General features: G+C 70.8%; 16 protein-coding genes and 1 pseudogene. 13 read left to right on the forward strand and 4 right to left on the reverse strand.

All coding sequences use genetic code 11. The features are described from left to right. The first annotated feature begins 217 nt into the window (after positions 1 to 217). The 8 genes from DEJ46_RS31175 to DEJ46_RS31210 all read left to right on the forward strand — a co-directional run bounded on the left by DEJ46_RS31175 (position 218) and on the right by DEJ46_RS31210 (position 8,698). Positions 218 to 1,066 carry an amino acid ABC transporter permease gene (locus tag DEJ46_RS31175; RefSeq protein ID WP_150271720.1) on the forward strand — a complete coding sequence of 283 codons (849 nt, stop codon included), beginning with the start codon at positions 218 to 220 and terminating at the stop codon, positions 1,064 to 1,066. After that, positions 1,063 to 2,922, forward strand: coding sequence for an FAD/NAD(P)-binding protein (locus DEJ46_RS31180; RefSeq protein ID WP_150271722.1), 1,860 nt, complete (start codon positions 1,063 to 1,065; stop codon positions 2,920 to 2,922). The genes DEJ46_RS31175 and DEJ46_RS31180 overlap by 4 nt, the downstream gene beginning before the upstream one ends. A gap of 69 nt (positions 2,923 to 2,991) precedes the next feature. Next, entirely contained in the window at positions 2,992 to 3,909 is a 918-nt protein-coding gene (locus DEJ46_RS31185) for an amino acid ABC transporter permease (protein ID WP_150271723.1), read from the forward strand. Then, entirely contained in the window at positions 3,906 to 4,715 is an 810-nt protein-coding gene (locus DEJ46_RS31190) for an amino acid ABC transporter ATP-binding protein (protein ID WP_150271725.1), read from the forward strand. Before DEJ46_RS31185 ends, DEJ46_RS31190 begins: the two co-directional genes overlap by 4 nt. Positions 4,716 to 4,766: 51 nt before the next feature. Next, positions 4,767 to 5,741: an ABC transporter substrate-binding protein gene (locus DEJ46_RS31195; protein ID WP_150271727.1), complete on the forward strand. Its 975-nt coding sequence runs from the start codon at positions 4,767 to 4,769 to the stop codon at positions 5,739 to 5,741. 50 nt (positions 5,742 to 5,791) lie between these two features. Beyond that, positions 5,792 to 6,580 carry a DUF1684 domain-containing protein gene (locus tag DEJ46_RS31200; RefSeq protein WP_150271729.1) on the forward strand — a complete coding sequence of 263 codons (789 nt, stop codon included), beginning with the start codon at positions 5,792 to 5,794 and terminating at the stop codon, positions 6,578 to 6,580. A gap of 222 nt (positions 6,581 to 6,802) precedes the next feature. Beyond that, positions 6,803 to 7,657: a S1 family peptidase gene (locus DEJ46_RS31205; RefSeq protein WP_150271731.1), complete on the forward strand. Its 855-nt coding sequence runs from the start codon at positions 6,803 to 6,805 to the stop codon at positions 7,655 to 7,657. 186 nt (positions 7,658 to 7,843) lie between these two features. After that, positions 7,844 to 8,698, forward strand: a complete 855-nt coding sequence (locus DEJ46_RS31210; protein WP_190623291.1) for a S1 family peptidase — start codon at positions 7,844 to 7,846, stop codon at positions 8,696 to 8,698. Positions 8,699 to 8,773: 75 nt separating this feature from the next. Here the strand turns inward: DEJ46_RS31210 and DEJ46_RS31215 are convergent, their stop codons facing one another. Together DEJ46_RS31215 and DEJ46_RS31220 are read right to left on the reverse strand one after the other, a co-directional pair. Next, a complete protein-coding gene (locus tag DEJ46_RS31215; protein WP_150271735.1) occupies positions 8,774 to 9,715 on the reverse strand; it encodes a GNAT family N-acetyltransferase in 942 nt (313 codons plus the stop codon). A gap of 93 nt (positions 9,716 to 9,808) precedes the next feature. Further along, positions 9,809 to 10,858 carry a DUF3533 domain-containing protein gene (locus tag DEJ46_RS31220; protein WP_150271737.1) on the reverse strand — a complete coding sequence of 350 codons (1,050 nt, stop codon included), beginning with the start codon at positions 10,856 to 10,858 and terminating at the stop codon, positions 9,809 to 9,811. Between the two features lie 182 nt (positions 10,859 to 11,040). On the opposite strand from DEJ46_RS31220, the gene DEJ46_RS31225 reads away from it, so the two are divergent. From DEJ46_RS31225 to DEJ46_RS31255, 5 genes and pseudogenes are all read left to right on the forward strand, one after another. Next, a complete protein-coding gene (locus DEJ46_RS31225; protein WP_150271739.1) occupies positions 11,041 to 14,610 on the forward strand; it encodes a DNA polymerase III subunit alpha in 3,570 nt (1,189 codons plus the stop codon). Next, complete coding sequence (locus DEJ46_RS31230) at positions 14,607 to 15,566, forward strand: DNA polymerase thumb domain-containing protein (RefSeq protein ID WP_150271741.1); 960 nt, start codon at positions 14,607 to 14,609, stop codon at positions 15,564 to 15,566. Before DEJ46_RS31225 ends, DEJ46_RS31230 begins: the two co-directional genes overlap by 4 nt. 729 nt (positions 15,567 to 16,295) lie before the next feature. After that, positions 16,296 to 20,932: pseudogene (locus tag DEJ46_RS40585) on the forward strand (RHS repeat domain-containing protein); the annotation flags it as partial. Positions 20,933 to 22,645: 1,713 nt separating this feature from the next. Then, the gene (locus DEJ46_RS31250; protein ID WP_150271745.1) at positions 22,646 to 23,515 is read left to right on the forward strand and encodes an esterase/lipase family protein; all 870 of its coding nucleotides are present in this window, start codon (positions 22,646 to 22,648) and stop codon (positions 23,513 to 23,515) included. A gap of 131 nt (positions 23,516 to 23,646) precedes the next feature. Further along, on the forward strand, positions 23,647 to 24,399 hold the full coding sequence (locus DEJ46_RS31255; protein WP_150271747.1) for a D-Ala-D-Ala carboxypeptidase family metallohydrolase: 753 nt from the start codon (positions 23,647 to 23,649) through the stop codon (positions 24,397 to 24,399). A gap of 25 nt (positions 24,400 to 24,424) precedes the next feature. On the opposite strand, the gene DEJ46_RS31260 is transcribed toward DEJ46_RS31255, so the two are convergent. Continuing rightward, a complete protein-coding gene (locus DEJ46_RS31260; RefSeq protein WP_150271749.1) occupies positions 24,425 to 25,468 on the reverse strand; it encodes a lytic polysaccharide monooxygenase in 1,044 nt (347 codons plus the stop codon). A 142-nt stretch (positions 25,469 to 25,610) separates the two neighbouring features. After that, entirely contained in the window at positions 25,611 to 26,279 is a 669-nt protein-coding gene (locus DEJ46_RS31265; protein ID WP_150271751.1) for a response regulator, read from the reverse strand. Between the last annotated feature and the right edge of the window lie 44 nt (positions 26,280 to 26,323).

A 26,323-nucleotide genomic window follows, 5' to 3' on the forward strand; every position in this document is an offset into this window, starting at 1 on the left:
GCTGCTGCGGATGCATGGCCCCAGTGGAACAGGCATCCGTTTCCGCGTCAACCATGATGAGACGCACGGCTCACCCTGTGGACACCCTTGACAGCAGGGCGTGTTGACCGCATAGCCTCGAAGGGCGGATCGGGCTGAGGGGCCCGGGTCCGCGCTCTGCGCGTGTGGAGGCGCACCCCCGTGTTCGATCCGCCTCTGGCATCCACGGAGCCTCCGCATGTCCGCGACCCTCCTCAAGACCCCCTCCACGGCCCCGCCCGCCGAGCCGCCTCCGCGCGTCGTCCCCGCCCGGCGCGCCGGCCAGTGGGCCACCGCGACCGTCGTCCTCGTCCTCCTCGGCCTCGGACTCCTCTCGGTCGCCCGCAACAAGGCCTTCCAATGGGACGTCGTCGCCCAGTACTTCACCTCGGCGTCCGTGCTGCGCGGGCTCGTCCTCACCCTGTGGCTGACCGTGCTCGTCATGGCCCTGGGCTTCGTCCTCGGCACCCTGCTCGCCGTCTTCCGGCTGTCCGCCAACCCCGTTCTGCGTGCGGTCAGTTGGGGTTACGTCTGGTTCTTCCGGTCCACGCCGATCCTGGTCCAGCTGCTGTTCTGGTTCAACTTCGGCGCGCTCTACCCGACCGTCCTCGGCGTGCACACGGTCAACCTCCTCGGCCCCGTCGCCGTCGCCGTCATCGGCCTCACCCTGCACGAGGCCGCCTACGCCGCCGAGGTCGTGCGCGGCGGCATCCTCTCCGTCGACCGGGGGCAGATCGAGGCCGCCCAGTCCCTCGGCCTCGGCCGGTGGCGCCGGCTCACCCGGATCGTGCTGCCCCAGGCGATGCGCTCGATCGTCCCGCCCGCCGGGAACATGCTGATCGGCACCCTCAAGGGCACCTCGATCGTCTCCGTCATCGCCGTCCAGGACCTGCTCTACTCGACCCAGCTCATCTACCACCGCACGTACGAGGTCATCCCGCTGCTCCTCGTCGCCACCCTCTGGTACGTCGCCGTCACCTCGGTCCTCAGCCTGGGACAGCACTACGTCGAGCGGTACTACGCCCGCGGCACGGGCGGTGCCCGATGAGCACCCGCCCGACGGGCACCCGCTCGACGGACCCTCGCCCGACGGGCCCCCGCCCCTCGATCGTCGTCGTGGGCGCCGGGCCGCGCGGGACCGGCTTCCTCGAACGGCTCGCCGCCAGCCTGCCCGAGCTGTACGGCGACGCCCCCCTCGACGTCCACCTCGTCGACCCGCACCCGCCGGGCCCGGGCCGGATCTGGCGTACCGAACAGTCCCCGCTGCTCTGGATGAACTCCCAGGCCGAGGACGTCACCATGTTCACCGACGAGACCGTGCGGCTCGACGGGCCCGTCCGGCCGGGACCCACCCTCGCCGACTGGGCCGGCATCGAGGGCCGCACCTTCCCCACTCGCCCCCAGCAGGGCGCCTACCTGCGCTGGGTGTACGAGCGGGCCCTCGCCGCCCTGCCCGCCTCCGTCACCGTCCACGAGCACCGCACCACCGCGCTGCGGATCGGCGGCCCCCGCGACGGACGCCAGCGGGTCTGGCTGGAGGCCGGCGCCGAGCCCCTCCTCGCCGACCTCGTCGTCCTCACCGTCGGCCATCTCGGCGCCGAACCAGGCCCGGAACAGCGGGCGTTCGCCGGCTTCGCCGCCCGCCACCGGCTCGTCCACCTCCCGCCCGACTTCACCGCGGACGCCGACCTCTCCGCACTGCCCGCCGGCGAGCCCGTCCTGGTCCGCGGCTTCGGCCTCGCCTTCGTCGACCTGATGGTCCTCCTCACCGAGGGCCGCGGCGGACGGTACGAGGGCGAGGGCGACGACCTCGTCTACGTACCCTCCGGCCGGGAGCCCGTGCTGCACGTCGGATCGCGGCGAGGCGTCCCGTACCACTCGAAGATCGGGTACGTCCTCGACGGCGAACGGCCCCCGCTGCCCCGGTTCTTCGGCCCCGAGCAGACCGACGCCCTCCTCGACCGGGCCGGGCCGCTCGACTTCCGGCGCGACGTGTGGCCGCTCATCGACAAGGAGCTCGGCTGGGCCCACTACCACCGGCTCTTCTCCACCCACCCCGAGCGGACCACCCTCGCCTGGAGCGACTTCGAGCAGGCCTACGCGGCGGCGCCGCCGCGCGGGGCCGAGGTCGCCGCGCTCGTCTCCGCCGCCGTCCCCGACCCCGCCGACCGGCTCGACCCGGACGGCCTCGACCACCCCCTCGACGGGATCCGCTTCGACTCCGCCGAGGCGCTCCAGGACGGCCTGCGCGCCTACGTCACCGACGACCTGACCCGCCGCCACGACCCGGCCCACAGCCCCGACGCCGCCGTCTTCGCCGGACTGCTCTCCGTCTACGCACAGCTCCTCAGGCTCGGCGAGCGCGTCGACACCGGCGGCTGGTGGCACGGCTTCTTCAGCTACCTCGCCTCCGGCCCGCCCGGGCCCCGGCTGTGGCAGCTCCTCGCGCTCTCCCGCGCCGGCGTGGTCCGGTTCCTCGGACCCCAGGTCACCGTCGAGACCGACGAGGAGCGCGGTGTCTTCCGGGCCGCGTCCGCCGCCGTCCCGGGGGAGTGGACCGAGGCCCGCGCCCTCGTCGAGGCCCGGCTGCCCGACCCCACCCCGGAACTCACCGACAGCCCGCTGCTGCGCGCCCTGTACGAGGACGGGGCCCGGGCCACCGCGAGCGGCCTCCTCGTCGTCGACCCGGCCGACGCCCGGATCCTGGAGCACGACGGACGCCCGCACCCGCGCCGCTTCGCCCTCGGCCCGCACACCACCGCCCGGGCCGGCGGGGCCTTCACCCGGCCCCGTACCGGCGGGATCGCCTTCGGGCAGAACGACGTCACCGCGCGGGCCGCGCTGACCTTCCTGCGTGACCTGGCCGACCGGAGCTGTCGGCTCCCGGCCTCGCTGAGCGCCTGATCCGCGCGCTGCCGCTCCCGCCCCTGTTTCCCGCCTCCTCGCTTCCCGACCCGATCCCGAGGTACCGCCATGGCTCTCACCAGCGATCCGCCCTCCGCCGTCCCCCTCACGAAAGACCCGGAAGCCGCCGTCACCGCCGTCTCCACGACCTCCTCGGCACCCGCCGTCCTCGTGGTCGTCCCCGTCCGCCACCCCTGGCGCTGGGTGGCCGTCGCCGCCACCGCCGTCCTGCTCGTGCAGTTCTCCCACGGGCTCGTCACCAACCCCGGCTGGGAGTGGGACGTCTTCGCCGCGTTCTTCACGACCGAGACGATCCTCCAGGCCGTCTGGGTCACCCTCCAGCTCACCTTCCACGGCACCGCCCTCGGCTTCGCGATCGGCATCGTGCTGGCCTTCATGCGCCTCTCGGCCAGCCCCTTCCTGCGGTCGGTCGCCTTCGCCTACATCTGGGCCTTCCGCTCGATCCCGCTCATCGTCCAGCTGCTCTTCTGGTTCAACCTCGCCTACCTCTACAAGGAGTTGAGCATCGGCATCCCCTTCGGGCCGAGCTTCCTCTCCTTCGACACGATGGGCCTCGTCGGGGAGATGAGCGCCGCCGTTCTCGGGCTCGCCCTGCACCAGGCGGCCTACGCGGCGGAGATCGTCAGGGGCGGCGTACTCGCCGTGGACGAGGGCCAGTCGGAGGCGGCGGCCTCCCTCGGCATCCCGAGGCTCCGTCAGCTGCGGCGGATCGTGCTGCCGCAGGCGATGCGCTCGATCCTGCCCAACGCCGCCAACGAGATCATCTCGCTCTTCAAGGGCACCTCGATCGTCTCCGTCATGGCGATCGGCGAGCTCTTCTACCAGGTGCAGGTCGTCTACGGCCGCAACGGACGGGTCGTCCCGCTCCTGATGGTCGCCACCGCCTGGTACGTCCTGCTCACCACCGCGCTCTCCGTCGTCCAGCACTACGTCGAACGCCACTACGCGAAGGGCAGCGCCCGATGAGCTCCGCCGTGACCGTCTCCGCCACCACCACCGTCCCCGAGGCCCCCACCGCCAAGGTCGAGATCCGTTCCGTCCACAAGAACTTCGGCCCGCTGCACGTCCTGCGCGGCATCGACCTCGACGTCCGGGCCGGCGAGGTCACCGTCGTCCTCGGCCCCTCGGGCTCCGGCAAGTCGACCCTCCTGCGGACCATCAACCACCTGGAGAAGGTCGACAGCGGCACGGTCAGCGTCGACGGCACCCTCGTCGGCTACCGCCGCTCCGGGAACAAGCTCTACGAGCTGCGGGAGCGCGACATCCTCAAGCAGCGCACCCGGATCGGCTTCGTCTTCCAGAACTTCCACCTCTTCCCGCACCTGACCGTCCTGGAGAACATCGTCGAGGCGCCCGTCTCGGCCCTGAAGCGCCCCCGCAAGGACGCCGAGGCCGCCGCCCGGAAGCTCCTCGACCGCGTCGGACTCGCCGACAAGGCGGAGGCGTATCCCAAGCAGCTCTCCGGCGGACAGCAGCAGCGGGTCGCCATCGCCCGCGCGCTCGCCCTGGAACCGGGACTGCTCCTCTTCGACGAGCCGACCTCCGCGCTCGACCCCGAACTGGTCGGCGAGGTCCTCGACGTCATCAAGGACCTGGCCGCCTCCGGCACGACCATGATCGTCGTCACGCACGAGATCGGCTTCGCCCGCGAGGTCGCCGACACCGTGGTCTTCATGGACGAGGGCCGGATCGTCGAGCAGGGCCCGCCGGCCGAGGTCCTGGACAGCCCGCGCCACGAGCGCACGCGCGCCTTCCTCTCCAAGGTCCTCTGATCCTCGCTTCCTCCCTCTCCCTCCCGCACCCACACGCACAGGAGCACCGTCATGAAGTCCCGCCGCACCGTCCTCACCGCCCTCGCCTCTCTCGCCGCCCTCGGGCTCCTCACCGCCTGCGGCGCGGGCGAGGCCGCCACCGGCGAGATCAAGCCCGAGGGGCAGAAGGGGAACGGCATCAACGTGGGCCCCGACCAGAAGCGCGTCCACACCGCCAAGGTCGAGGCCATCGCCGCGCAGGTGCCCGAGGCCGTACGGAAGAGAGGCACGCTCGTCATCGGCGTCTCGGCGAACAGCAGTCCGCCGCTCGCCTTCCGCGCCACCGACGACAAGACGCTGATCGGGGCCGAGCTCGACCTCGCGACCCTGGTGGCCGACACCCTCGGTCTGAAGCCCCGGTTCGAGCCGGTGTCCTGGGAGAACCTCTTCGTCGGTCTCGACAGCGGCAAGTACGACGCCGTCTTCTCCAACGTCACGGTGACCGAGGAGCGCAAGGACAAGTACGACTTCGCCACCTACCGCCTCGACGACCTGGCCTTCGAGGCGAAGAAGGGCTCCGGCTGGACGGTGAAGGGCCCCGAGGACGTGGCGGGCAAGAAGATCGCGGTCGGCTCCGGCACCAACCAGGAGAAGATCCTCGTCGAGTGGTCCGCGCTGAACGAGAAGGCGGGCCGCAAGGGCGTCGAGATCTCGTACTTCCAGAACACCAGCGACTACTACCTGGCCCTCCAGTCCGGCCGGATCGACGGTTACCTCGGCCCCAACCCCGTCGTCGCCTACCACGTGGCCTCGGCCGGGGAGACCGAGGTCGCCGGGAAGTTCTCCGGCGCGGGCGACGGGCTCCAGGGCAAGATCGCGGCCACCACGAAGAAGGACAGCGGCCTCGTCGCCGCCTACGCGGCCGCCGTCGACCACATCGTCGGGAACGGCACCTACAAGCAGGTGCTGGAGCGCTGGGGGCTGGGCAGCGAGGCGGTGGAGAAGTCGGAGATCAACCCGCCGGGCCTGCCCCGCACCAAGAACTGACCCAAGGCGCGCCACGGGCTTCGCGAGCCCGTATGGAAAGGTGGAACACCATGAGTACGGATCCCCAGCAGGACTGGCAGCACTGGCACGAGCAGCGCGAGGCGGCGGTCTCCTCCTCGTACGGCCCGCTCTCCCTCACGGGCACGCACTGGCTCGCGGATCACCCGGAGGGTCGAATTCCGGCCGTTCCCGGCGAGTGGCGGGAGGACGGCGACGAGGTGGTCCTGACGGCGGACGCCGGGGACGCGATCACCGTCGACGGGAAGCCCTTCGCCGGCACCGTGCGGCTCACCGCCGACCATCCGCCGATCCACGAGTCCCGGGTCGAGTCGGCCGGCCGGCGGCTCGTGGTCCTGCGGCGTGAAGGGCTCTGGGCCGTACGGGACTTCGACCCCGGCTCGGAGGCGCGCCGCGCCTTCGCGGGCATCGAGGCCACCCCGTACGACGAGCGCTGGGTGGTGCCCGGCGTCTTCCGCCCGTACGAGGAGACGCGCAGCGTGCGGGTCGAGAACGCCGACGGGCGGGAGCGCGGCCTCGGGCTCGCCGGGGAGCTGGCCTTCGATCTGCACGGCGGCGAGCACACCCTCCAGGTGGCCGTCGAGGACGACGGCTCGCTGTGGGCGGTCTTCGCGGACGCCACCAGCGGCCGGGACAGCTACCGCTTCCGGTTCCTGCGGCCCGAGGCCCCGGCGGCGGACGGATCGGTGACGGTGGACTTCAACCGGGCGCTGCTGCCGCCGTGCGCCTTCGCCGACCACTTCATCTGCCCGTTCCCGCCGCCGGGCAACACGCTCGACACGGCCGTCCCGGCGGGTGAGCGGCGGCTGAACCCCTCCTGACCCCTTCTGACCAGGGGATTTCCGCGCGGTGCGCGGACGACGGGCGCCCCCGGGCCGCGACGGCCGGGGGCGCCCGTCCGTTCCGCGGTCTTGTGCGTCCGCTCCGTGCACGTCACCATCGCTCACGGTGCATGTCAGGAACACGTCACCTGATGGCGCCTCACGGGCCCGTCATCCACGGGCCCCTCCGCTTTTCCCAGAAGGAGAATTGTGAGGAGCACAGTGAGGAACACCCGCACCCGTCTGTTCGCCCTCGTCGCCGGAATCGCGGCCGTGACGGCCGTAGGGCTCCCCGGTGCCCAGGCCGCCCCCGCCCCGGGCCCGGCCGGAGCCGCCCAGCTCGCCCGCGCCGACGCCGCCGTCGACGCCGCCGGGGTCGGCGGCACCGCCTGGTACGTGGACAGAGCGTCCGGCCGGGTCGTCGTCACCGCCGACTCCACCGTCACCGACGCGGGGATCGCGAAGATCCGCGCGGCGGCCGGCGCCGACGCCGGGGCCCTCCGGGTCCAGCGCACCCCCGGCGTCTTCACGCCCCTGCTCGGGGCGGGCGACGCCATCTACGGCAGCGGCTACCGCTGCTCGCTCGGCTTCAACGTGCGCAGCGGCAGCACGTACTACCTCCTCACCGCCGGCCACTGCGGCAACGTCGTGAACACCTGGTACACCACCTCGGCGCAGTCCACCCTGATCGGTGCCACCGTCGGCTCCAGCTTCCCCGGCAACGACTACGCGCTGGTCCGCTACGACAACGCCTCGCTCGGCCACCCCGGCGGCTTCACCGCCGCCGACGCCTATGTGGGCGAGCCGGTCAAGCGCTCCGGCTCCACCACGGGCACCCGCAGCGGCACGGTCACGGGCCTCGACGCCACCGTCCGCTACTCCGGCGGCGGCACCGTGCGCGGCATGATCCAGACCAACGTCTGTGCCGAGCCCGGCGACTCCGGCGGCGCGCTCTACGACGGCACCAAGGCGCTCGGCATCACCTCCGGCGGCAGCGGCAACTGCTCCACCGGCGGGACGACCTTCTACCAGCCGGTGCCGGAGGCCCTCGCCAAGTACAAGGTCAGTCTCTACTGAGCCCGCCCGGGACCGTACGGCCGAAAGGCGCCCTTGCGGCGTGAAGTCGTACGGTCCGAAACTCCCCCACAGCGCAGGCCCCTGGCCGCGCCTCACGGGCCCGGCACCCCACGGCGGGCCCCCGATTCCCCTCTGGAGGAACGAGAAGTGAGGACCACGCGCACCACCCCCACGAGAACCGTCCGGATGCTCGCCGTCGCGGCCGGTCTCGCCGCCGTCGCGGCGCTCGCCGTCCCCACCGCGAGCGCCGACACGGCACAGACCTACGGCGCCGAACGGCTGTCGGCGGCGAGCGACGCCGTGCTCGCCGCCGACGTGGCCGGCACCGCCTGGCACGTCGACAGCGCCACCGGCGCGGTCGTCGTCACCGCCGACTCCACGGTCTCCGCCGCCGAGATCGCGAAGATCAAGCGGCAGGCCGGGGCCAACGCCGGAGCGATCCGGGTCGAGCGGACCCCCGGCACCTTCACCAAGCTGATCTCCGGCGGCGACGCGACCTACGCCGACGGCGGCTGGCGCTGCTCCCTGGGCTTCAACGTCCGGGACAGCGGGGGCGCCTACTACTTCCTCACCGCCGGTCACTGCACCGACGGCGCGGGCACCTGGTACTCCAACTCCTCGCGGTCGACCGTCCTCGGCTCCACCGCCGGGTCGAGCTTCCCGGTCAACGACTACGGCATCGTCCGCTACACCAACAGCTCGGTCACCAAGTCCGGCACCGTCGGCGGCGTGGACATCACCAGCGCCGCCAACGCGACGGTCGGCATGTCGGTCACCCGCCGGGGCTCCACGACCGGCACCCACAGCGGCTCGGTCACCGGCCTCAACGCCACCGTGAACTACGGCGGCGGGGACATCGTCTACGGCATGATCCGCACGAACGTCTGCGCCGAGCCGGGCGACTCCGGCGGCCCGCTCTACTCCGGCAGCCGGGCGATCGGCCTCACCTCGGGCGGCAGCGGCAACTGCTCCTCGGGCGGGACGACCTTCTTCCAGCCGGTGACGGAGGCGCTGAGCGCCTACGGGGTCAGCGTCTACTAGGCGGCAGCGCGAGGAAGCGCGGGGCGGCACTTCGTCGCCCCGCGGTCCTCGTCGTTCGTCGCCCCGCGGTCCTCGTCAGAGGGTGCGGGCGAACTCCAGCCGGTCGGCGAAGTTCACGTACCCGGCCCGCTCGAAGGCCCTGGCCATCGCGACGTTCGCGGCGTCGCAGTCCCCGCGGATCTCCGTGGCCCCGGCGGCGGTCAGGACACGCGTGCCCCGGACGACGGCGGAGGTGGCGTACCCCTTGCCTCGGTGGGCGGGCGTGACGCCGACGAAACCGATCACCGGAACGCTGGGGTTCTCGGCGGGGAGGCTGATCACGGCGACCGTGCCGTCCGCGTCGTAGCCGAGCTCCCACCACTCGGGCTCGTGCTTCAGCTCAGCCGTCTCCTCGAAGAGCAGCTCGGCCGCGCGGCGGGCGCCGTGCTGCCGTACGTCGGCCGCGAGCCGGGCGTCGGCGGTGTCCGCGAGCAGCTCGGCGAGGGCCGCGACGAAGGGCTCGGGGCCGAGCTCGGCGAGTGAGCGGAAGGTCAGCCGGGGGTCGTCGGCGGGCGGCCCGTCCGGTGCGCCGGGGGTGCGGAGGCTGAACCGCCGGCCGTCGCGGACCACGCCGTAGCCGGACGTCCGCAGCAGCTCGCCCCGGTGCTCCGGATTCCGCTGGTACTGGGGGGCCTGGGCGGGGGAGTCGACGACGTGCTCGAGCTCCGTCGCGCCCAGCTCCCGGGCCTTGGCCGCCGCCGTGTCGAGCAGGGCCGCCCCGGTCTCCGGCGAGTCCTCCGGCGCCTCGAACAGCACGAAGGCGAGCGGGACTTCGTGCCCCGGTATGGTCCACAGCACCACGCTGCCGGTGAGCCGCCCGTCGTCGTCCTCGGCGACCAGGCACCACTCGGGCCGGGTGCACGCGCTGTCGAGGAGCTGGGCGAGGTAGGCGCGGGTGGCGGCGTTGCGCTCCGGGTCGTCGGGGTGTTCGACCAGGGCGGGGAGTTCGTCGGGACGGGCGGGGCGGACGAATGTCACGGAGAACCTTGTCGTTCGGGGACGGTCGGTGATGCCCCGTGAAGGTAAGGGTTCGACGGGCCGTTGGGCCAGGAGTTTTGGGGCGCCCGCCGCTCAACGGGCCCCGGCCCCGCCCGCGGTGTCGAGCTCCGTGGCGATCGGCTCCTCCTGTGGCCTGCGCTTCAGCGAGGACATCACCAGGGTGACGACGGAGCCGACGACCGCCCAGGCCGAGAGGACCAGCATCGAGGTGGTCATGTCGTTGCCCTTGAAGTACGCGATCGAGCGCGCCGCCCAGGTGCCGGCGCCCGGGGGCAGCCACGGGCCGATCGCCTTCCAGAACGGCGGCAGCATCGGCAGCGGGAAGGCGCCGCCCGCGCTCGGGTTGCCCGCGACCACGATGAGGAGGATCGCCAGGCCGATGCCGACGATCCCGAAGACCGACTGCAGGGCGAGCGTGGCGGCGCCGACGGCGAAGACGACCAGGGTGCCCAGGCCCCACAGGGCCGCGACGCTGCCGGGCAGCGCGCCCAGGATCGGGCCGACGATGATCGCGCCGCCGAGCCCGCCGAGGGCCGCGTAGAGCGCGAGCACCCCGAGCCGGATGATCGCCCGCTCCGGGTTGGCCGGGCGCGAACCGGCGCTGATCGCCAGGATCGCGGCGCAGATGTAGCCGCCGACGCACCAGCCGACGACGAGGTAGAAGGCGGAGAGTCCGTCGAAGTCCTCCGGTGACGCGGGGGCCACGTCGACCGTCCGGACGGTGCGCTGCTGGGTCGCCTCCAGCTTGGTGAAGATCGTCTCCAGGGCGGAGGAGAGCACGGTGCCGCCGCCGGAGGCGACGAGCAGGGTGTCGGTGCGGCCGGTGACGTCGACGACGAGGGCCCCGTCGATGTCCCGGTTCATGATCTGCTTCCGCGCCTCGGCCTCGTCGGTGACGGTCCGGGGGTCGATCGGCCCGCCGGGGAGCTGCTCCAGCTGCTCGACGAGCTGGGTGGAGACCCGTGGCGGCGCGACGACGCCGAAGGGCACGTCCGTCGGCTTCGGGTGGTGCAGGGCCCCGACGTACGAGGTGATGAACAGGAGCTGGAGGGCGAAGACGCCGACGACGAGCAGGGCGGCTCGGGGGGTGACGGCGCTTTTCAGTTCATCGACGAGACTCATGCCCCCCAGGCTCCTGGGGGTGCGGTGTTTCCGCAGGTGGGAGGGGTCCGAATGGCTGACCTGGGCGAGGGAGGGGTGTCCCGCGCACGGGTTATCGTACGGACGTTCGAAATGGGTTAGGGTGGGAACGAGGGGGTGGGAACGTACGTACGAATTCGATGCGGGAGTGCGGGAGGTGCGCCATGCCGGGATTCACGCACCTGCACACCGCGTCGGGCTACTCCCTGCGCTACGGGGCCTCGCACCCCGAACGGCTGGCCGCGCGGGCGGCCGAGCGGGGCATGGACGCGCTCGCCCTGACCGACCGCGACACCCTCTCCGGCGCGGTCCGCTTCGCGAAGGCGTGCGCGAAGGAGGGCGTCCGCCCCCTCTTCGGCGTGGACCTCGCCCATGAGGCGCCGGAGCCGGCGACGCACGACACGGGGCAGGGCTCCGCCCGCCGGGTGCCCGTGCGCGGCGGCGCCTTCGTCGACGAGTCCGCCCCCCGCGCCCTCTTCCTCGCCCGCTCCCGCGCCGGCTGGGCCTCCCTCTGCGCCATGATCACCGCTGCCCACGCCGGGAGCGGCGCGGGCGGGAGCGGTGCCGCGGGTGCGGGTGCGGGTGCGGGCGTCGCGGGCGGGAGTGGCGGGGGCGCGGCCGGTACGGGTGGGCAGCCCCTGCTGCCCTGGGCCGCCGGGTACGACGAGGGGCTGACCGTGCTCCTCGGCCCCGCGTCCGACGTCGGCCGCGCCCTCGCCGCGGGCCGCCCCGACCGGGCCGCCCGGCTGCTCGCCCCCTGGCGCGAGCGGTACGGCGACGCGCTGCGCCTGGAGGCCGTCCACCACGGCCGTACCGGCACAGGCCCCGGCTCCCTGCGGCTCGCCGCCCGTACCGTCGGCTTCGCCGCCGAGCAGGGCGTCCCGCCCGTCCTCACCAACGCCGTCCGCTACGCCGACCCCGGCCTGGGGCCCGTCGCCGACGTCCTCGACTCCGCCCGCCGGCTCGTCCCCGTCGACCCCCGCAAGGAGCTCGACAGCGGAGAGGCCTGGCTCAAGGGCGCCGAAGGACCCGACGGCATGCTCGCCGCCGCCGAACTGATCGTCGAGGCGGCCGGCTTCCGCCGGGACGCCGCCCACCGGCTGCTCGACCGGACGGCGGCGGTCGCCGCCGACTGCCTGGTCGACCCCGAGGACGACCTCGGCATCGGCTCCGCGCACTTCCCGGAGCCGTACCTCGTCGGCGCCGAACACCGCACCGCCCAGCGCGTCCTCGCCTCCCGGGCCGCCGCCGGCATGGTCCTCAAGGGGTACGAGAAGCGCCGCGCCTACTGGGACCGGATGCACCGCGAGCTGGACGTCATCGCCCACCACGGCTTCGCCACCTACTTCCTGACGGTCGCCCAGGTCGTCGACGACGTCCGGGGCATGGGCATCCGGGTCGCCGCCCGCGGCTCCGGCGCCGGCTCCCTCGTCAACCACCTCCTCGGCATCGCCCACGCCGACCCGGTCGAGCACGGCCTGCTCATGGAGCGCTTCCTGTCCAAGCGCCGCACCGTCCTGCCCGACATCGACGTCGACGTCGAGTCCGCCCGCCGCCTGGAGGTCTACCGGGCGATCATCGGCCGCTTCGGCACCGAGCGGGTCGCCACCGTCTCCATGCCCGAGACCTACCGGGTCCGCCACGCGGTACGGGACGTCGGTGCGGCCCTCTCCATGGACCCGGCCGAGATCGACCGGATCGCCAAGGCCTTCCCGCACATCCGCGCCCGGGACGCGCTCGCCGCCCTCGACGAACTGCCCGAGCTGCGGGAACTCGCCGGTGAGCGCGACAGGTTCGGCCGGCTCTGGGAGCTGGTCGAGGCGCTCGACGCCCTGCCGCGCGGTATCGCCATGCACCCCTGCGGGGTGCTGCTCTCGGACGCCTCGCTGCTCACCCGCACCCCCGTGGTGCCGACCAGCGGCGAGGGGTTCCCCATGTCGCAGTTCGACAAGGAGGACGTGGAGGACCTCGGGCTGCTCAAGCTCGACGTCCTCGGCGTGCGCATGCAGTCCGCGATGGCCCACGCCGTCGCCGAGGTCGAGCGCGTCACCGGCGCCCGCCCGGACATCGACGCGATCCCGGAGGCCGACCCCGAGACGTACCGGCTCATCCGCTCCACCGAGACCCTCGGCTGCTTCCAGATCGAGTCCCCGGGCCAGCGCGACCTCGTCGGCCGGCTCCAGCCCGCGTCCTTCCACGACCTCGTCGTCGACATCTCGCTCTTCCGCCCCGGGCCGGTCGCCGCCGACATGGTCCGCCCCTTCATCGAGGCCCGGCACGGCCGCGCCCCCGTCCGCTACCCGCACCCCGACCTGGAGGGACCGCTGAAGGAGACGTACGGCGTGGTCGTCTTCCACGAGCAGATCATCGAGATCGTCCGGATCATGACGGGCTGCCGCCGTGACGAGGCCGACCAGGTGCGGCGCGGGCTCTCGGACCCCGGGTCGCAGGGCCGGATCAAGGCGTGGTTCGCCCGGGAGGCGGAGCGGAAGGGGTACGCGGCCGAGGTCGTCGCCCGCACCTGGGAGATCGTGGAGGCCTTCGGCTCGTACGGCTTCTGCAAGGCGCACGCGGTGGCCTTCGCCGTGCCGACGTACCAGTCGGCCTGGCTCAAGGCGCACCACCCGGCGGCCTTCTACGCGGGGCTGCTCACCCACGATCCCGGCATGTACCCCAAGCGGCTGCTGCTCGCGGACGCGCGGCGGCGCGGGGTGCCGGTGCTGCCGCTGGACGTGAACCGCTCGGCGGTCGCCCATCGTATCGAACTGGTGTCCGATGTCCCGGCTGTGTGGGGCCTCCGGCTCGGTCTCGCCGACGTCCACGGCATCGGCGAGACCGAGAGCGCCCGCATCGAGGCCGGACAGCCCTACGCCTCCCTGCTCGACTTCTGGGAACGGGCCCGCCCGCGCACCCCCGTCGCCGAACGGCTCGCCCAGGTCGGCGCGTTGGACGCCTTCGGCGCCAACCGCCGCGACCTGCTGCTCCATCTGACCGAACTCCGGCGCATCCACCGGGGCGCCGCCTCCCACGGCGGCCAACTCCCGCTCGCCCAGGGCGGGAAGACCGCCCCCGTCGGCCTCCCCGACCTCGACGACACGGAACGCCTCAGCGCCGAGCTCGGCATCCTCGGCATGGACACCTCCCGCCACCTCATGGACGACCACCACGCCTTCCTCCGCGAACTCGGCGTCGTCTCCGCCCAGCGGCTGCGCGACACCCCCCACGGCCGGACCGTCCTGGTCGCGGGCGCCAAGGCCGCCACCCAGACCCCGCCCATCCGCTCCGGGAAGCGGGTCATCTTCAGCACGCTCGACGACGGCACGGGCCTGGTCGACCTCGCCTTCTTCGACGACGCCCACGAGCGCTGCGCCCACACCGTCTTCCACTCCTGGCTGCTCCTCGTCCGGGGCGTCGTGCAGCGGCGCGGCCCGCGCAGCCTCAGCGTCGTCGGCTCGGCCGCCTGGAACCTCGCCGAACTGGTCGAACTCCGGGCCTCCGGCGGCCTGGAGGCGGTGGGAGCGCGGCTCGCCGAACCGGGACCGACCGGCGGGGACGGTGACTCCGGCGGGGGCGCCGACTCCGCGCCCGCCGGCGACCGCGGCGACTCCGGCCGCCGCATCACGATGCCCACCGGCTACGAGATGAACCCCTGGGCCGACCTCCGGCCGGCCGGGGAGGGCGCCGCCGCACCGCCGCGGAAACTCTGGCACAGCAGCCCGGGGAGCGCGGGATGATCCTCTGCGTACGCTTCCGCCTCGAACCGATGGGGGAGGCCCTGCTCCCGCAACTGGTGGAACTCATCGGCGAGTTCACCCCGACCGTCGAGGCCGCCCCGCCCGCCGAGGTGCTCGCCGACGTGCGCGGCGCGCTGCGCTACTTCGGCTGGAACCCCGCCGAGCTCGCCTCGGTGATCCGGGTCAGGGCGCTCGCCCTGTACGGCGTCGACTGCGTCATCGGCGCCGGGCCCAACCGGATGCTGGCCCGGATGGCCGCGAGCGAGGCCCGGCCCGGCGTCACCCTCGTCGTCGAGGACCCGGCCGCCTTCCTGCGCGACCGGCCGGTCGTCACGCTCGACGGCGTCGGCCGCGCCACCGCCCGTACTCTCTGCGGCTACGGACTCGACTCCGTCGGCCGGGTCGCCGACGCGCCGCTCGGCGTGCTCCAGCGGCTCGTCGGTGCGAAGACCGGCCGCGAGCTGTGGGAACGGGCCCGAGGCATCGACCGCACCCCCGTCGTCCCGAACGCGGTCTCCCGGTCGACGGCCGCCGAACGCTCCTTCCCGCACGACGAGATCGACCGTACGGAGCACCGCAGGGCCCTCCTCTCGCTCGCCACCGAGCTCGGCGCACGGCTCCGCACGGAGCGGCAGGTGTGCCGCTCGCTCGCGGTCACCGTGCGGTACGCCGACCGCAGCACCACGACCCGGAGCCGTACCCTGCCCGAACCGACCGCCCACTCGGCGGCGCTCACCGCCCTCGCGTACGCCGTCCACGACTCCTTCGGCCTCCAGCGGGCCCGGGTGCGGGGCATCGCCCTGCGCGCCGAGGGCCTGACGGCTGCCGAAGGGGCCGCCCACCAGCTGTCCCTGGACCCGGTGGACGAGAAGACCCGACGGATCGAGGCGGTGGCGGACCGGGCGCGGGCGAAGTTCGGCCCGAGGGCGGTGCTGCCGGGCTCGCTGGCGGCCTGATCACCTAGCCGTGCATCCGTCCGATTGCGAGTGCGGTGGAGCCGGCAGGCTGTCGTGTGCGATCCCTCGCGGCTTCGGGTGTCATCGCCAGAAGTCGTCGACGTCCAAGCATTTACGGATTCGCTGTCGGGGCTACCTGCTGGAACCTCGGCTGCCGATTCACCCTCATCGCGACGTGCCCGCGATCGGACATGACGAATAGTTCCCCGCGAAGCCCAGGGCTTCTGTGGCCTTCGTCACTATGGGTTGGAATGCTTCGCCCGATTCACTCCCCGTCGGTGATGGGATTCGCCATGACGGCGGCCTGGACGCTCCTCGCGGGTGTCGCGCCGGTGCTGGCGTCCAGCCCCGCGATGGCGGAGGAGACCCCTGCGGTTGCTCTGACCGAGTCCGAGCAGGCGCTACAGGAAGCCGCTGGCTCTGGTGAGCGCGTCGAGGTGGTGGGGGAGCGGACGGAGCGGGAGACCGTGTTCGCGAACCCGGATGGGGCGACGTTCACTCTGGAGAAGTCGATCGTCCCGGTCCGGGCGGACACGGGGGCCGGTTGGGTTGAGCCTGACGTGACGCTGGTCCGTCGCGAGGACGGTTCGATCGGTCCGAAGGCCGCAGTGGTGGATGTGTCGTTCTCCACCGGTGGATCGGGAGCCGATCTGGTGACGATCGGGCAGGACGGGCAGTCGGTTTCGATGCGCTGGCCTGGCCAGTTGCCCGAGCCTCGTCTCGATGGTGAGCGGGTCGTTCACGTGGTCCTATCCGATCTCGGTTCCGCCGGCGGCAGCCGGGCCCGCTCCGTCCCTGGGAATCTCCTACGATTCGGGCAGTATCGACGGTCGTACGGCGAACACCAATAACCAGGGTTCGATGGTCGGCGAGGGCTTCGACCTGACCTCCTCGTACATCGAGCGCAAGTACGGTTCGTGCGACGACGACGGCCAGACCGGCAAGAACGACCAGTGCTGGAAGTACGAGAATGCTTCCCTCGTCCTCAACGGCAAGGCCACTGAGCTGGTCAAGGACGACGACAGTGGCAAGTGGCGGCTGAAGGACGACGACGCTTCCACGGTCACCCATGAGACCGGTGCCGACAACGACGACGAAGGCGACGCAGCCATCGACGGAGCCGGCGAGTACTGGAAGGTGATCACCGGCGAGGGCACGACCTACACCTTCGGAAAGAACAAGCTCGACGGCGCCGGAAGCGAGCGCACGAACTCGGTGTGGACCATCCCGGTCTTCGGCGACGACTCGGGCGAGCCCGGCTACTCCACCAGCACCACCTTCTCCGGCCGTGCAAAGAAGCAGGCGTGGCGCTGGAACCTCGACCTGGTCGAGGACGTTCACGGCAACGCGTCCACCCGCTGGTACACAGCCGACACGAACTACTACGCGAAGAACGGCGACAAGACCGCCCTCGCCGCGTACACACGTGGTGGCTACCTCAACGAGATCCGCTACGGCCAGCGGTCCGACACCCTCTTCACCGGAGTCACCTCCGGCAAGGTGACCTTCAGCTACAGGGAGCGCTGCAAGGACCTGGGCGGCGGCTGCGGTTCGCTGACTGAGGACACCGCCGAGAACTGGCCTGACGTCCCCTTCGACTCGATCTGCACTTCGAGCGAGACGGACTGCAAGGCCACCGGGCCGGCGTTCTTCACCCGGAAGATCCTTTCGGGCATCAACACCCACGTCTGGTCAACGGCTGCGGAGCCCGACGCCTACAAGCCGGTCGACACCTACACCCTGACCCAGGACATCTTCGACGGTCAGGACATCGGCAACAGTTCCGACCAGGTGTGGACGCTGAAGGGGCTGAAGCGGACCGGCAAGAACGGTACCGCCATCGGACCAAGAGCGTCATCGTCCCCGGCATCGACATCGACAACGTCGCCGGCAGCACCGGCGACGAGATAGCCGTCGGCGACGCCACCGACGCCGATCAGTACGCGGGCCAGCTGCGCCAGCAGATCACATACAACGGCGCTGTCGCGGTCGGCAACACGGTCAACAACTTCTGGTACAAGCAGACCGCGAGCCAGCAGAAGTCGTACGCGAACGTCAAGGCCATGTACGTCCGTATCCCGAAGACGTACACCAACACGTACCTCACCGCGGCCAAGGCGTGGCGTATCTCGGCAACCGCCTACTCCTTCGACGGCTATGGCATGGTCACCCGCAAGGAAGACCTCGGCGACACGTCGTCCACGGGGGACGAGACCTGCACCCGCACCTGGTACGCGCGCAACGACGCCAAGGGGATCAACAGTCTGGTCTCCCGCAGCCGAACCACGGGCCAGGCATGCTCGGCCACTGATGACCTGCTGCTGATGCCCACCGCTCTCACACACAAGTACACGCCCGCCGAGGCCCCGGACCAGCGCGGTGACGTTCTGTCCGACACCGCTACCGTCTACGACAACACCGCAGCCACCAGTTGGAGCGCGGCTCAGACCCCGACGCTGGGTCAGCCCACCTGGACCGGCCGCGCGAAGGGCTATGCGGCCGCGGTCGCCGGCAGCACCGCGGACCGCAACCCCACCGGCTGGCAGACCCTGACCAAGGTCACCTACGACGGGGCCACAGCCAAGCTCGGCCGCCCTCTCACCGTGACCGACTCCGCCGGTAGGAAGACCACCACGACCTACTACCCGGAATCTGCAGGCCCGCTCACCGCCTTCATCGTCACCAAGCCCACTCTCGCCAACGGGCAGGCCCACAAGTCCTACACCTACTACGACCCCGCGCGCGGCTCGGTGACCCACAGCCTGGACACCAACCTCAAGCGGACTGATACCACTTACGACGCGCTGGGGCGCATCGCCGAGACCTGGGCGCCCAACCGCTCCAAGTCCGGCGGGGACACCCCCACGGCGACCTTCGGATACGGCATCAACCAGATCAAGGATCCCTCCTGGACCTCGGTCTCGACCCTCAAGGCGGACGGCCAGACCTACAGCACCAGCTACAGCCTGGTGGACTCCCTGCTCCGTCCCCTCCAGACCCAGGCCCCGGCCCCCAACGGCGGCCGCATCCTCACCGACACCCGCTACGACGACCGAGGTCTGGCCTACGAGACGTTCGCCGACATCTTCGACTCCACCACCGCACCCAACAGCACCAGGGTCCAGGCCGAATCCGGTGGCGCCCCGCGAGAGACGCGTATGGAGTTCGACGGCCTCGGCCGCCAGGTGAAGTCCACGCTCTTCGTCAACGGCAACCCGAAGTTCGCTCCCGTCGTCACCACCTACACCGGTGACTCCGTGGCCACCACCGCCCAGCAAGGCGGCACCGCCACCCGCACCCTCACCGACGTCCTCGGGCGCACCACCGAGACCCGCACCTACGCAGGCACTCAACCCAACGAGATCGAATACGGCGCAGCCACCGACACGTCGTACACCTGGGTCAAGTACAACTACTTCCGCGACGGCAAGCAGAAGCAGGTCACCGGACCCGACAACGCGAAGTGGTCGTACACCTACGACCTCTACGGCCGGCAGGACACCGCAGCCGACCCCGACAAGGGCACCACCACCACCGCCTACAACGCTCTCGACCAGATCCAGAGCACCAAGGACGCGGCAAACCGGACCCTTGTCTACGGCTACGACGAGATCGGCCGCAAGACCGGCCTGTGGCAGACCAGCGTGAGCGATGCCAACCGTCTTACGGAGTGGACCTACGACGCCCTGCTCGAAGGCATGCCCGACGCCTCCATCCGCTACACCGGAGGCAAGGGCCAGACCGGCAGCAAGGCCTACACCAAGAGAGTCACGGCCTATGACTCCATGAGCCGGCCCACCACCACCACGCTGACGCTCCCCGCCGACGACCCGCTGGTCACCTCCGGCGCTGTCACCGCCACCACCACGGTGGAGGCTGCCTACCGCATCGACGGCACCCTCAAGAGCACCACCGAGCCGGCCGCAGGAGGCCTGGCCAAGGAGATCGTCAGCACCGCCTACAACAGCTACGGTCTGCCCAACGGTCTCTCCGGCATCTCCGGATACCTCCTGGGTGCCTCGTACACCGACCTGGGGCAGGTGCAGCAGCTCACACTGGGCACCTCGACCGTCATCGGAGCCAAGAGGGTCTTCCTCACCAACTTCTACGAGTTGGGCACCGGCCGCCTGACCGATGCGGACGTGGACGACCAGACCCGAGGTCCCGTACGCGACACCACGTACTCGTACGATCCTGCCGGCAACGTCACGTCAACCTTTGACTACGCCAACACCGGCAACGGCGCGGACTTCCAGTGCTTCACCTACGACGGCCAGCGTCGCATGACCGAAGCATGGACTCCCAAGACCGCCGACTGCGCCACTATGGGCCGCACGGTGGCGAACCTCGGCGGAGCCGCACCGTACTGGACGTCGTACACCTACAACGCGGCAGGTCAGCGGGCCACGGAAAAGCAGAACACCGCAAACCCGGTCACCCGCACCTACTGCTACAACTCAGCGCCCCGCACACACGCGCTGAAGGCCACCGCGACCGACGGCAACTGCACCGACGAGACCACCCGCTACACCTACGACGCGACAGGTAACACCATCACTCGCGTTGAATCAGCGGGCAGCACCACCGCCCAGTCCCTGACCTGGTCCGCCGAAGGCAAGCTCACCAAGCTCGCCGAAGGCGCCAGCTCGACGGACTACCTCTACGATGCCGACGGAGAACTCCTCATCCGCCGCGCCTCAGGCACCAGCGGTGAGACGGTCCTCTACCTCGGCGCCACCGAAGTTCACCTCAAGGGCACCAAGGATTGGGCCAACCGCTACTACTCAGCGGCCGGCTCCACGATCGCCCTGCGCACCAATGAGACCGGCAGCGAGAAGCTCCACTTCCTCGCCGCAGACCACCACAACACCGGCAACCTTTCCATCACCGCCGACAGCACCCAGACGCTGACGAAGCGCTACACCGCCCCCTTCGGCGCCGCCCGCGGAACCAGCGGTGGCGCCTGGCCCGACGACAAGACATTCCTCGGCAAGCCCACCGACACCACCACCGGCCTCACCCACATAGGCGCCCGCGAATACGACCCCACCCTGGGGCAGTTCGTCAGCGTTGATCCCCTTCTTGCGCTCGACCAACACCAGTCACTCAACGGATATAGCTACGCCAACAACAATCCCGCCACACTCGCAGACCCTACGGGTCTCGCAGCCGTATGTGGTGCTGTCGGAGCTTCCTGCGAGGTTGGCAATGGGCACTCGCCGATTGTTGAGGAGCGGAACGGCGGCGGCGGCCAAGGTGATGGGCGGGATGGCGGAAAGGGTGCAACGGGAACTCACCCCATGAACACCCACGGCTCAAGCGGTGGCGGTAGCGGCGGAGGTGGCGGCACCGGGGGCGGAGGCACACTTCCGTCCCCAGGACGCGACAACCCCGAAACCCCCAGCGAGAACGCCCCCTTCGGCTCCGCCTGGCACTGGTACAGCCCCTACGATGCCAGGAACGGATTGGATTCGGCCGAGTTCACTGGACTGTCAATGCTTGCGTGCGCGAAGGGGCTCCGGTTGACTTGCGAATTGTGGGGATACTACTCCACGGCTGCTGGTGGGGAGAAAACCGTCAACGTGGACAACCTCTTGGCGGAGGACAGTGGGTTTACTGAAGGTGTGGGGGTCGACCCCAATTCGACGGGGGTGAATTCGGTCCTCGATGACTGGGCTGCTGAAGCTCGCCGTAAATGCCCTTCTGGGTCCTGCAGCTACACGCTGGATAGTAAGTGGCTTGGTACTCAATTTACCGGCTCGGATGGTGCGGTAGCTATTGGGCATGCTCAAATGCGGCTGAAGGGATCGATGCAGGTGGCCGGGGATCGGAAGCGTGTAACGGCGAACTACACGGTGAGCCTTTACAAGGATTGGAATTTTGAGAAGCAGAAAACCGCTACCCTCCCAATCGTGGGCGTGGATATCTCGCTAGAGCCGTTCGCCAGGCTCCACGAACTTGGGGTGGCACGGGAATTCAGGATGGTGGGCGAAAGTTCACTGCAGAGGTTCGTGGGGTGATCTAAGATGCGATCGAAAGTTGTTGCCGCTCTTTTTGCGGTCCTCGGGTTGGCTGCTTCGGCGTGCTCCGTATCGCCTTCGAGTAGTTCGCAGAGTTGCTCTGCCGGGGAGCTCTCGGAAGATACGAAGGCGAAGTACTCGCTAGGGGAACTCCCGGAAGTCACTTCTTTTAGTTTTTGCGAGAAAGGGGATGCGGATGGATTCGCGGCAAAAATGTCGTTTGTTGCAGACTCCAAGGAGAGTGTTGCCTACCTGGCCTCGTTGGGCATGCGTTGGAACGATTTCGTTCCAGTCTCTCCAGCGGATGTGAGTCGACTTTCCCGAACTGAGGAGGAGGGGTGGAATCTGAAAGGTGGCGAGTCCTACCTGAGGAATCGGCACGCTCGCGAGTGGAACGGGGAATGCTTGGTGGACTACACGGCTTACGTTCCGGAGGGTGAAGCGTGGAAAGGTGAGGTGTTCATCGGAATGTACTGTCAGGAGTGACGCGGGGGCGTTGTGAAGCCCCAGTGATCATGTGACTCCGCAGGTCGCGGCGCGATCGTAGTCCGCGTCGGCCCGCCGCGGAGTCATTTCCAGCCTGTTGGTGCTGACCGCAAGTTGGGCGGTCCTGCGCAATGACGAAGCTCCTGGTGGACGGGTTCTCAGCCAAGATCACACGTGCCCGCCAGGAGCTTCGCGTGTTTGCCCACCCGCCCTCGATTGGTCTGTCCTGCGGTTTCTGGCCCCGCACAAGGCAGCCCTGAGGCAGAAGATCGGACCCACCAGCTGTCCCTGGACCCGGTGGACGAGAAGACCCGACGGATCGAGGCGGTGGCGGACCGGGCGCGGGCGAAGTTCGGGCCGAGGGCGGTGCTGCCGGGCTCGCTCGCGGCCTGATCGCCCTTTTGCGCGCGCCCCTTGGCGACACCCCATTTTTTACCGACGCGTAACTTCCCAGTCGAGGCTACCGGTGCGTAGCTTGGCTGAAGCGCATCCCCACCGCGCATCCCCACTTGTGGTCCGGGCCGCAGGGCACAGCACCCCCACCATCCCCTTGAGCCGCAAGGAGATCGCCCGATGCTGCCCTGGAAGCACGCCGTCAGAGCGCTGTCCGTCCTGCTCCTGACCGCCGCCGCCACCCTCGCGCCGACCACCGCCGCCTCGGCCCAGGCCGAGACCGCCACCGCCAGCCGTGGCTGGAACGACTACTCCTGCAAGCCGTCCGCCGCCCACCCGCGCCCGGTCGTCCTCGTCCACGGCACCCTCGGGAACTCCGTCGACAACTGGCTCGTCCTCGCGCCCTACCTGGTGAACCGCGGCTACTGCGTCTTCTCGCTCGACTACGGCCAGCTGCCGAACGTGCCGTTCTTCCACGGGCTCGGCCCCATCGAGAAGTCCGCCGAGCAGCTCGACGCGTACGTCGACCGGGTCCTCGCCGCGACCGGCGCCCCCGAGGTGGACCTCGTCGGACACTCGCAGGGCGGCATGATGCCCCGCTGGTACCTCAAGTTCCTCGGCGGGGCCGAGAAGGTGAACGCGCTCGTCGGGATCGCCCCCGACAACCACGGCACCACCCTCCTCGGCCTCACCAAGCTCCTGCCGTACTTCCCCGGCGCCGAGGACCTGATCAAGGCCAACACCCCGGGCCTCGCCGACCAGATCGCCGGCTCGCCGTTCATCACCCGGCTCAACGAGGGCGGCGACACCGTGCCCGGCGTCCGCTACCACGTCATCGCGACCCAGTACGACCAGGTCGTCACCCCGTACCGCTCGCAGTTCCTGACCGGCCCGAACGTCACCAACGTCCTCATCCAGGACAAGTGCGCGCTCGACCTGTCCGAGCACGTGGCGATCGGCACGGTGGACCGGGTCACCTTCCACGAGGTGGCCAACGCCCTCGATCCGGCCCGCGCGACGCCGACCACCTGCCTCTCGGTGATCGGCTAGAGCAGGTCCCGTCATTGGGCCGACAAATGACGCTCGTCGGATGTGGTTGACGCGCGTCGACGCGGCGGCCAGTCTCGGGGGTGGCCCGACGTCACGGGTCACCCCCGGTCCTGTGAGGCAATGGAGGCTCGATGCCCCGACGCACCGCACGTTCCTCGTTCGTCCGCCTTCTTCTCTCGATTGTCATGCTCATGGCTTCTGCGGTGGGTGGAGTGGTGGCAACCGCCGGCACCGCCCATGCCGACGGCTGCTACACCTGGTCGCGCACCCTCTCCGAGGGATCCTCCGGCTCCGATGTGACGGAGCTGCAGATCCGTGTGGCCGGCTACCCCGGTTACGGCGGGGTCCTCGCGATCGACGGAGCCTACGGCCCCGGGACCGCCGCAGCCGTCAAGCGCTTCCAGGCCGCCTACGGACTGGTCGCCGACGGCGTCGCGGGCCCCGCGACCTTCAGCACGATCTACAGCCTCCAGGACGACGACTGCACACCGGTCCACTTCTCCTACGCCGAGCTGAACACCTGCAACACCACCTGGGCGGGCGGCGCAGTGAGCGCGTCCGCCGCCAAGGCCAACGCGCTGCGCACCATGTGGAAGCTGGAGGCCCTCCGCCACGCACTCGGCGACCAGTCCGTCCGGGTCACCAGCGGCTTCCGCAGTCACGCCTGCAACGACGCGGTCGGCGGGGCCGCGTCGAGCCGACACCTGTACGGCGACGCGGCCGACCTCGGCTCAGGACCCCACTCGCTGTGCCGCCTCGCCCAGCAGGCCCGCAACCACGGCTTCAACGGCATCCTCGGGCCCGGCTATCCCGGACACGGCGACCACACCCACGTCGACCACCGCGCCGGCCGCTTCTGGTCCGCGTCCAGCTGCGGCATCTGACAGGACCGGCGCCGGCGCCCGGCCCTTATCCCTGGGTCCGGCGTCGCCGGGCGGCCCCGAAGAGCACGGCCGCGCCGAGCGCGAGCACGGCGGCGCCACCGACCGCGAGGTACGGGGTGGTGGCGTCGCCACCGGTCTCGGCCAGCTCCACCCCGGACCCCGAACCGGCCGCCGGCGCGGGCGCGTTGGGCGCGGTGCTCTCAGCGGCCGGCGCCGTGGTCGCGACGGTCTCGCTCGGCTCGGCGGCCTCCGTCGTCCCGGCGGCCGGCTCCGTGGCCGGGGCGGCCGTCGCGGGCGCGGCCGCCGTCTCCTCCGCCCCGGTCGACGCGTCGTGGTCCCCGTGCCCGCCGTGCTCGACGGACGACTCGTCCTTGCCGTCCTCGATCTGCTCCTCGCTCGGCGCGGAGGCGGTCGGCGCCGGAGTCGTACCCCCGCCGCTGTCCGCCCCGAACACCACGTCCGAGCAGGTGTAGAACGCCTCGGGGGAGTCGGAGCGCTGCCAGATCGAGTAGATCAGATGACGGCCGGACTTCTTCGGCACCGTCCCCTCGAAGACGTAGTCGCCGCTCTCCATCCGCGGGTCGGTCACCGTCGCGAACGGCTTCTCCTCCAGGTCCGCCCAGGTCAGCGGCTTCGACGGGTCGTACCCGTCCTTCGTCACGTACAGCTCGAACGAGCCCCGGTGCGGCGCCGTCCCCTTGTAGCGGAAGGTGTGCGCCCCGGAGTCCAGCCGGCTCGCGGGCCAGTCGCTCCGCGCCAGGTCGAGCCCCCGGTACTTGTCGTTGCCGGCGCTGCACAGCTTGCCGTCCGGGATCAGCTCCCGGTGCTTCCCTGCGGCGTTCGCGATGTTCACCGCGTTCCAGTCGTAGAACGCCTGCGCCCCACTGGCCGCCACCGCCGCCTTGCACGCCTCCGACCGCGGCGCCTCGGGCCCCTCCGCGTAACAGGCCGACACCCGGCTCACCGGATCGGTCATCGACCCGTGCGCGAAGGCGGACCCGGAGGCCAGCCCGGAGAGTGCGAGCACAGCGGAGGCGGTCACGGCCGCGGTCGTACGGCGAGAGGTCATGGGGGACAGCTCCTTCACGAGGGTGGTGTGGGGGGTCGGCTAGGAAACTAGCCGTCCGGAACCGTGAAAGAGGCCGTGCGGAGGGGGAGATGGCGATCCTTAGGACCGCTTTAAGGTGGAGGAAAGAGGCGCCTGAGGAAAGTCAGCCGAGCCGTCGGTAGCGCCGTTCCGGCCTGCCCGTCCCGCCGTACCGCAGGGTGATCTCCGCGCGGCCCGTCTGGGCGAAGTACTCCAGGTAGCGGCGGGCGCTCACCCGGGACAGGGCGCCGGCCTCCGCGCACTCCGTCGCCGAGAGGCCCTCCGGGTGGGCGCGGAGGATCGAGTCGACCAGGTCGGCCGTGTGCGCGGCGAGGCCCTTCGGGAGCTCGCGGGAGCCGCGCGGGCGGGTGCCGAAGATCTGGTCCACGTCCTCCTGGCGGGCCTCGTCGAGGTCGTCGAGGCGGGTGTGGAGGGACGCCACGTGGCGGAGCTGCTCGTGGAGGGCCGCCTGGGTGAACGGCTTGATCAGGTAGTGCAGCGCGCCCGCGCGGAGGGCCGAGCGGATCGTGCCGACGTCCCGGGCCGCGGTGATGAAGAGCGCGTCCATGCCCAGACCCGCCGCCCGCAGCTCCCGCAGCACCCGGATCCCGTCCATGTCCGGCAGGAAGACGTCGAGGAGCACGAGGTCGGGGCGGAGCCGCTCGGCCGCGCGCAGCGCCTCGGCGCCGCTGTGCGCGACCCCGGACACGGTGAAGCCCTCCACCGCCGACACATAGCGGCAGTGCAGCTTGGCGACCATGAAGTCGTCGTCCACCACCAGCACATTCGTCACGCCGACACGCTAGGTCGCGACCACAAGGACCACAACGTCCATTG

Origin of the sequence: Streptomyces venezuelae, from assembly GCF_008642375.1 — a bacterium.
GTDB lineage: Bacteria > Actinomycetota > Actinomycetes > Streptomycetales > Streptomycetaceae > Streptomyces > Streptomyces venezuelae_G.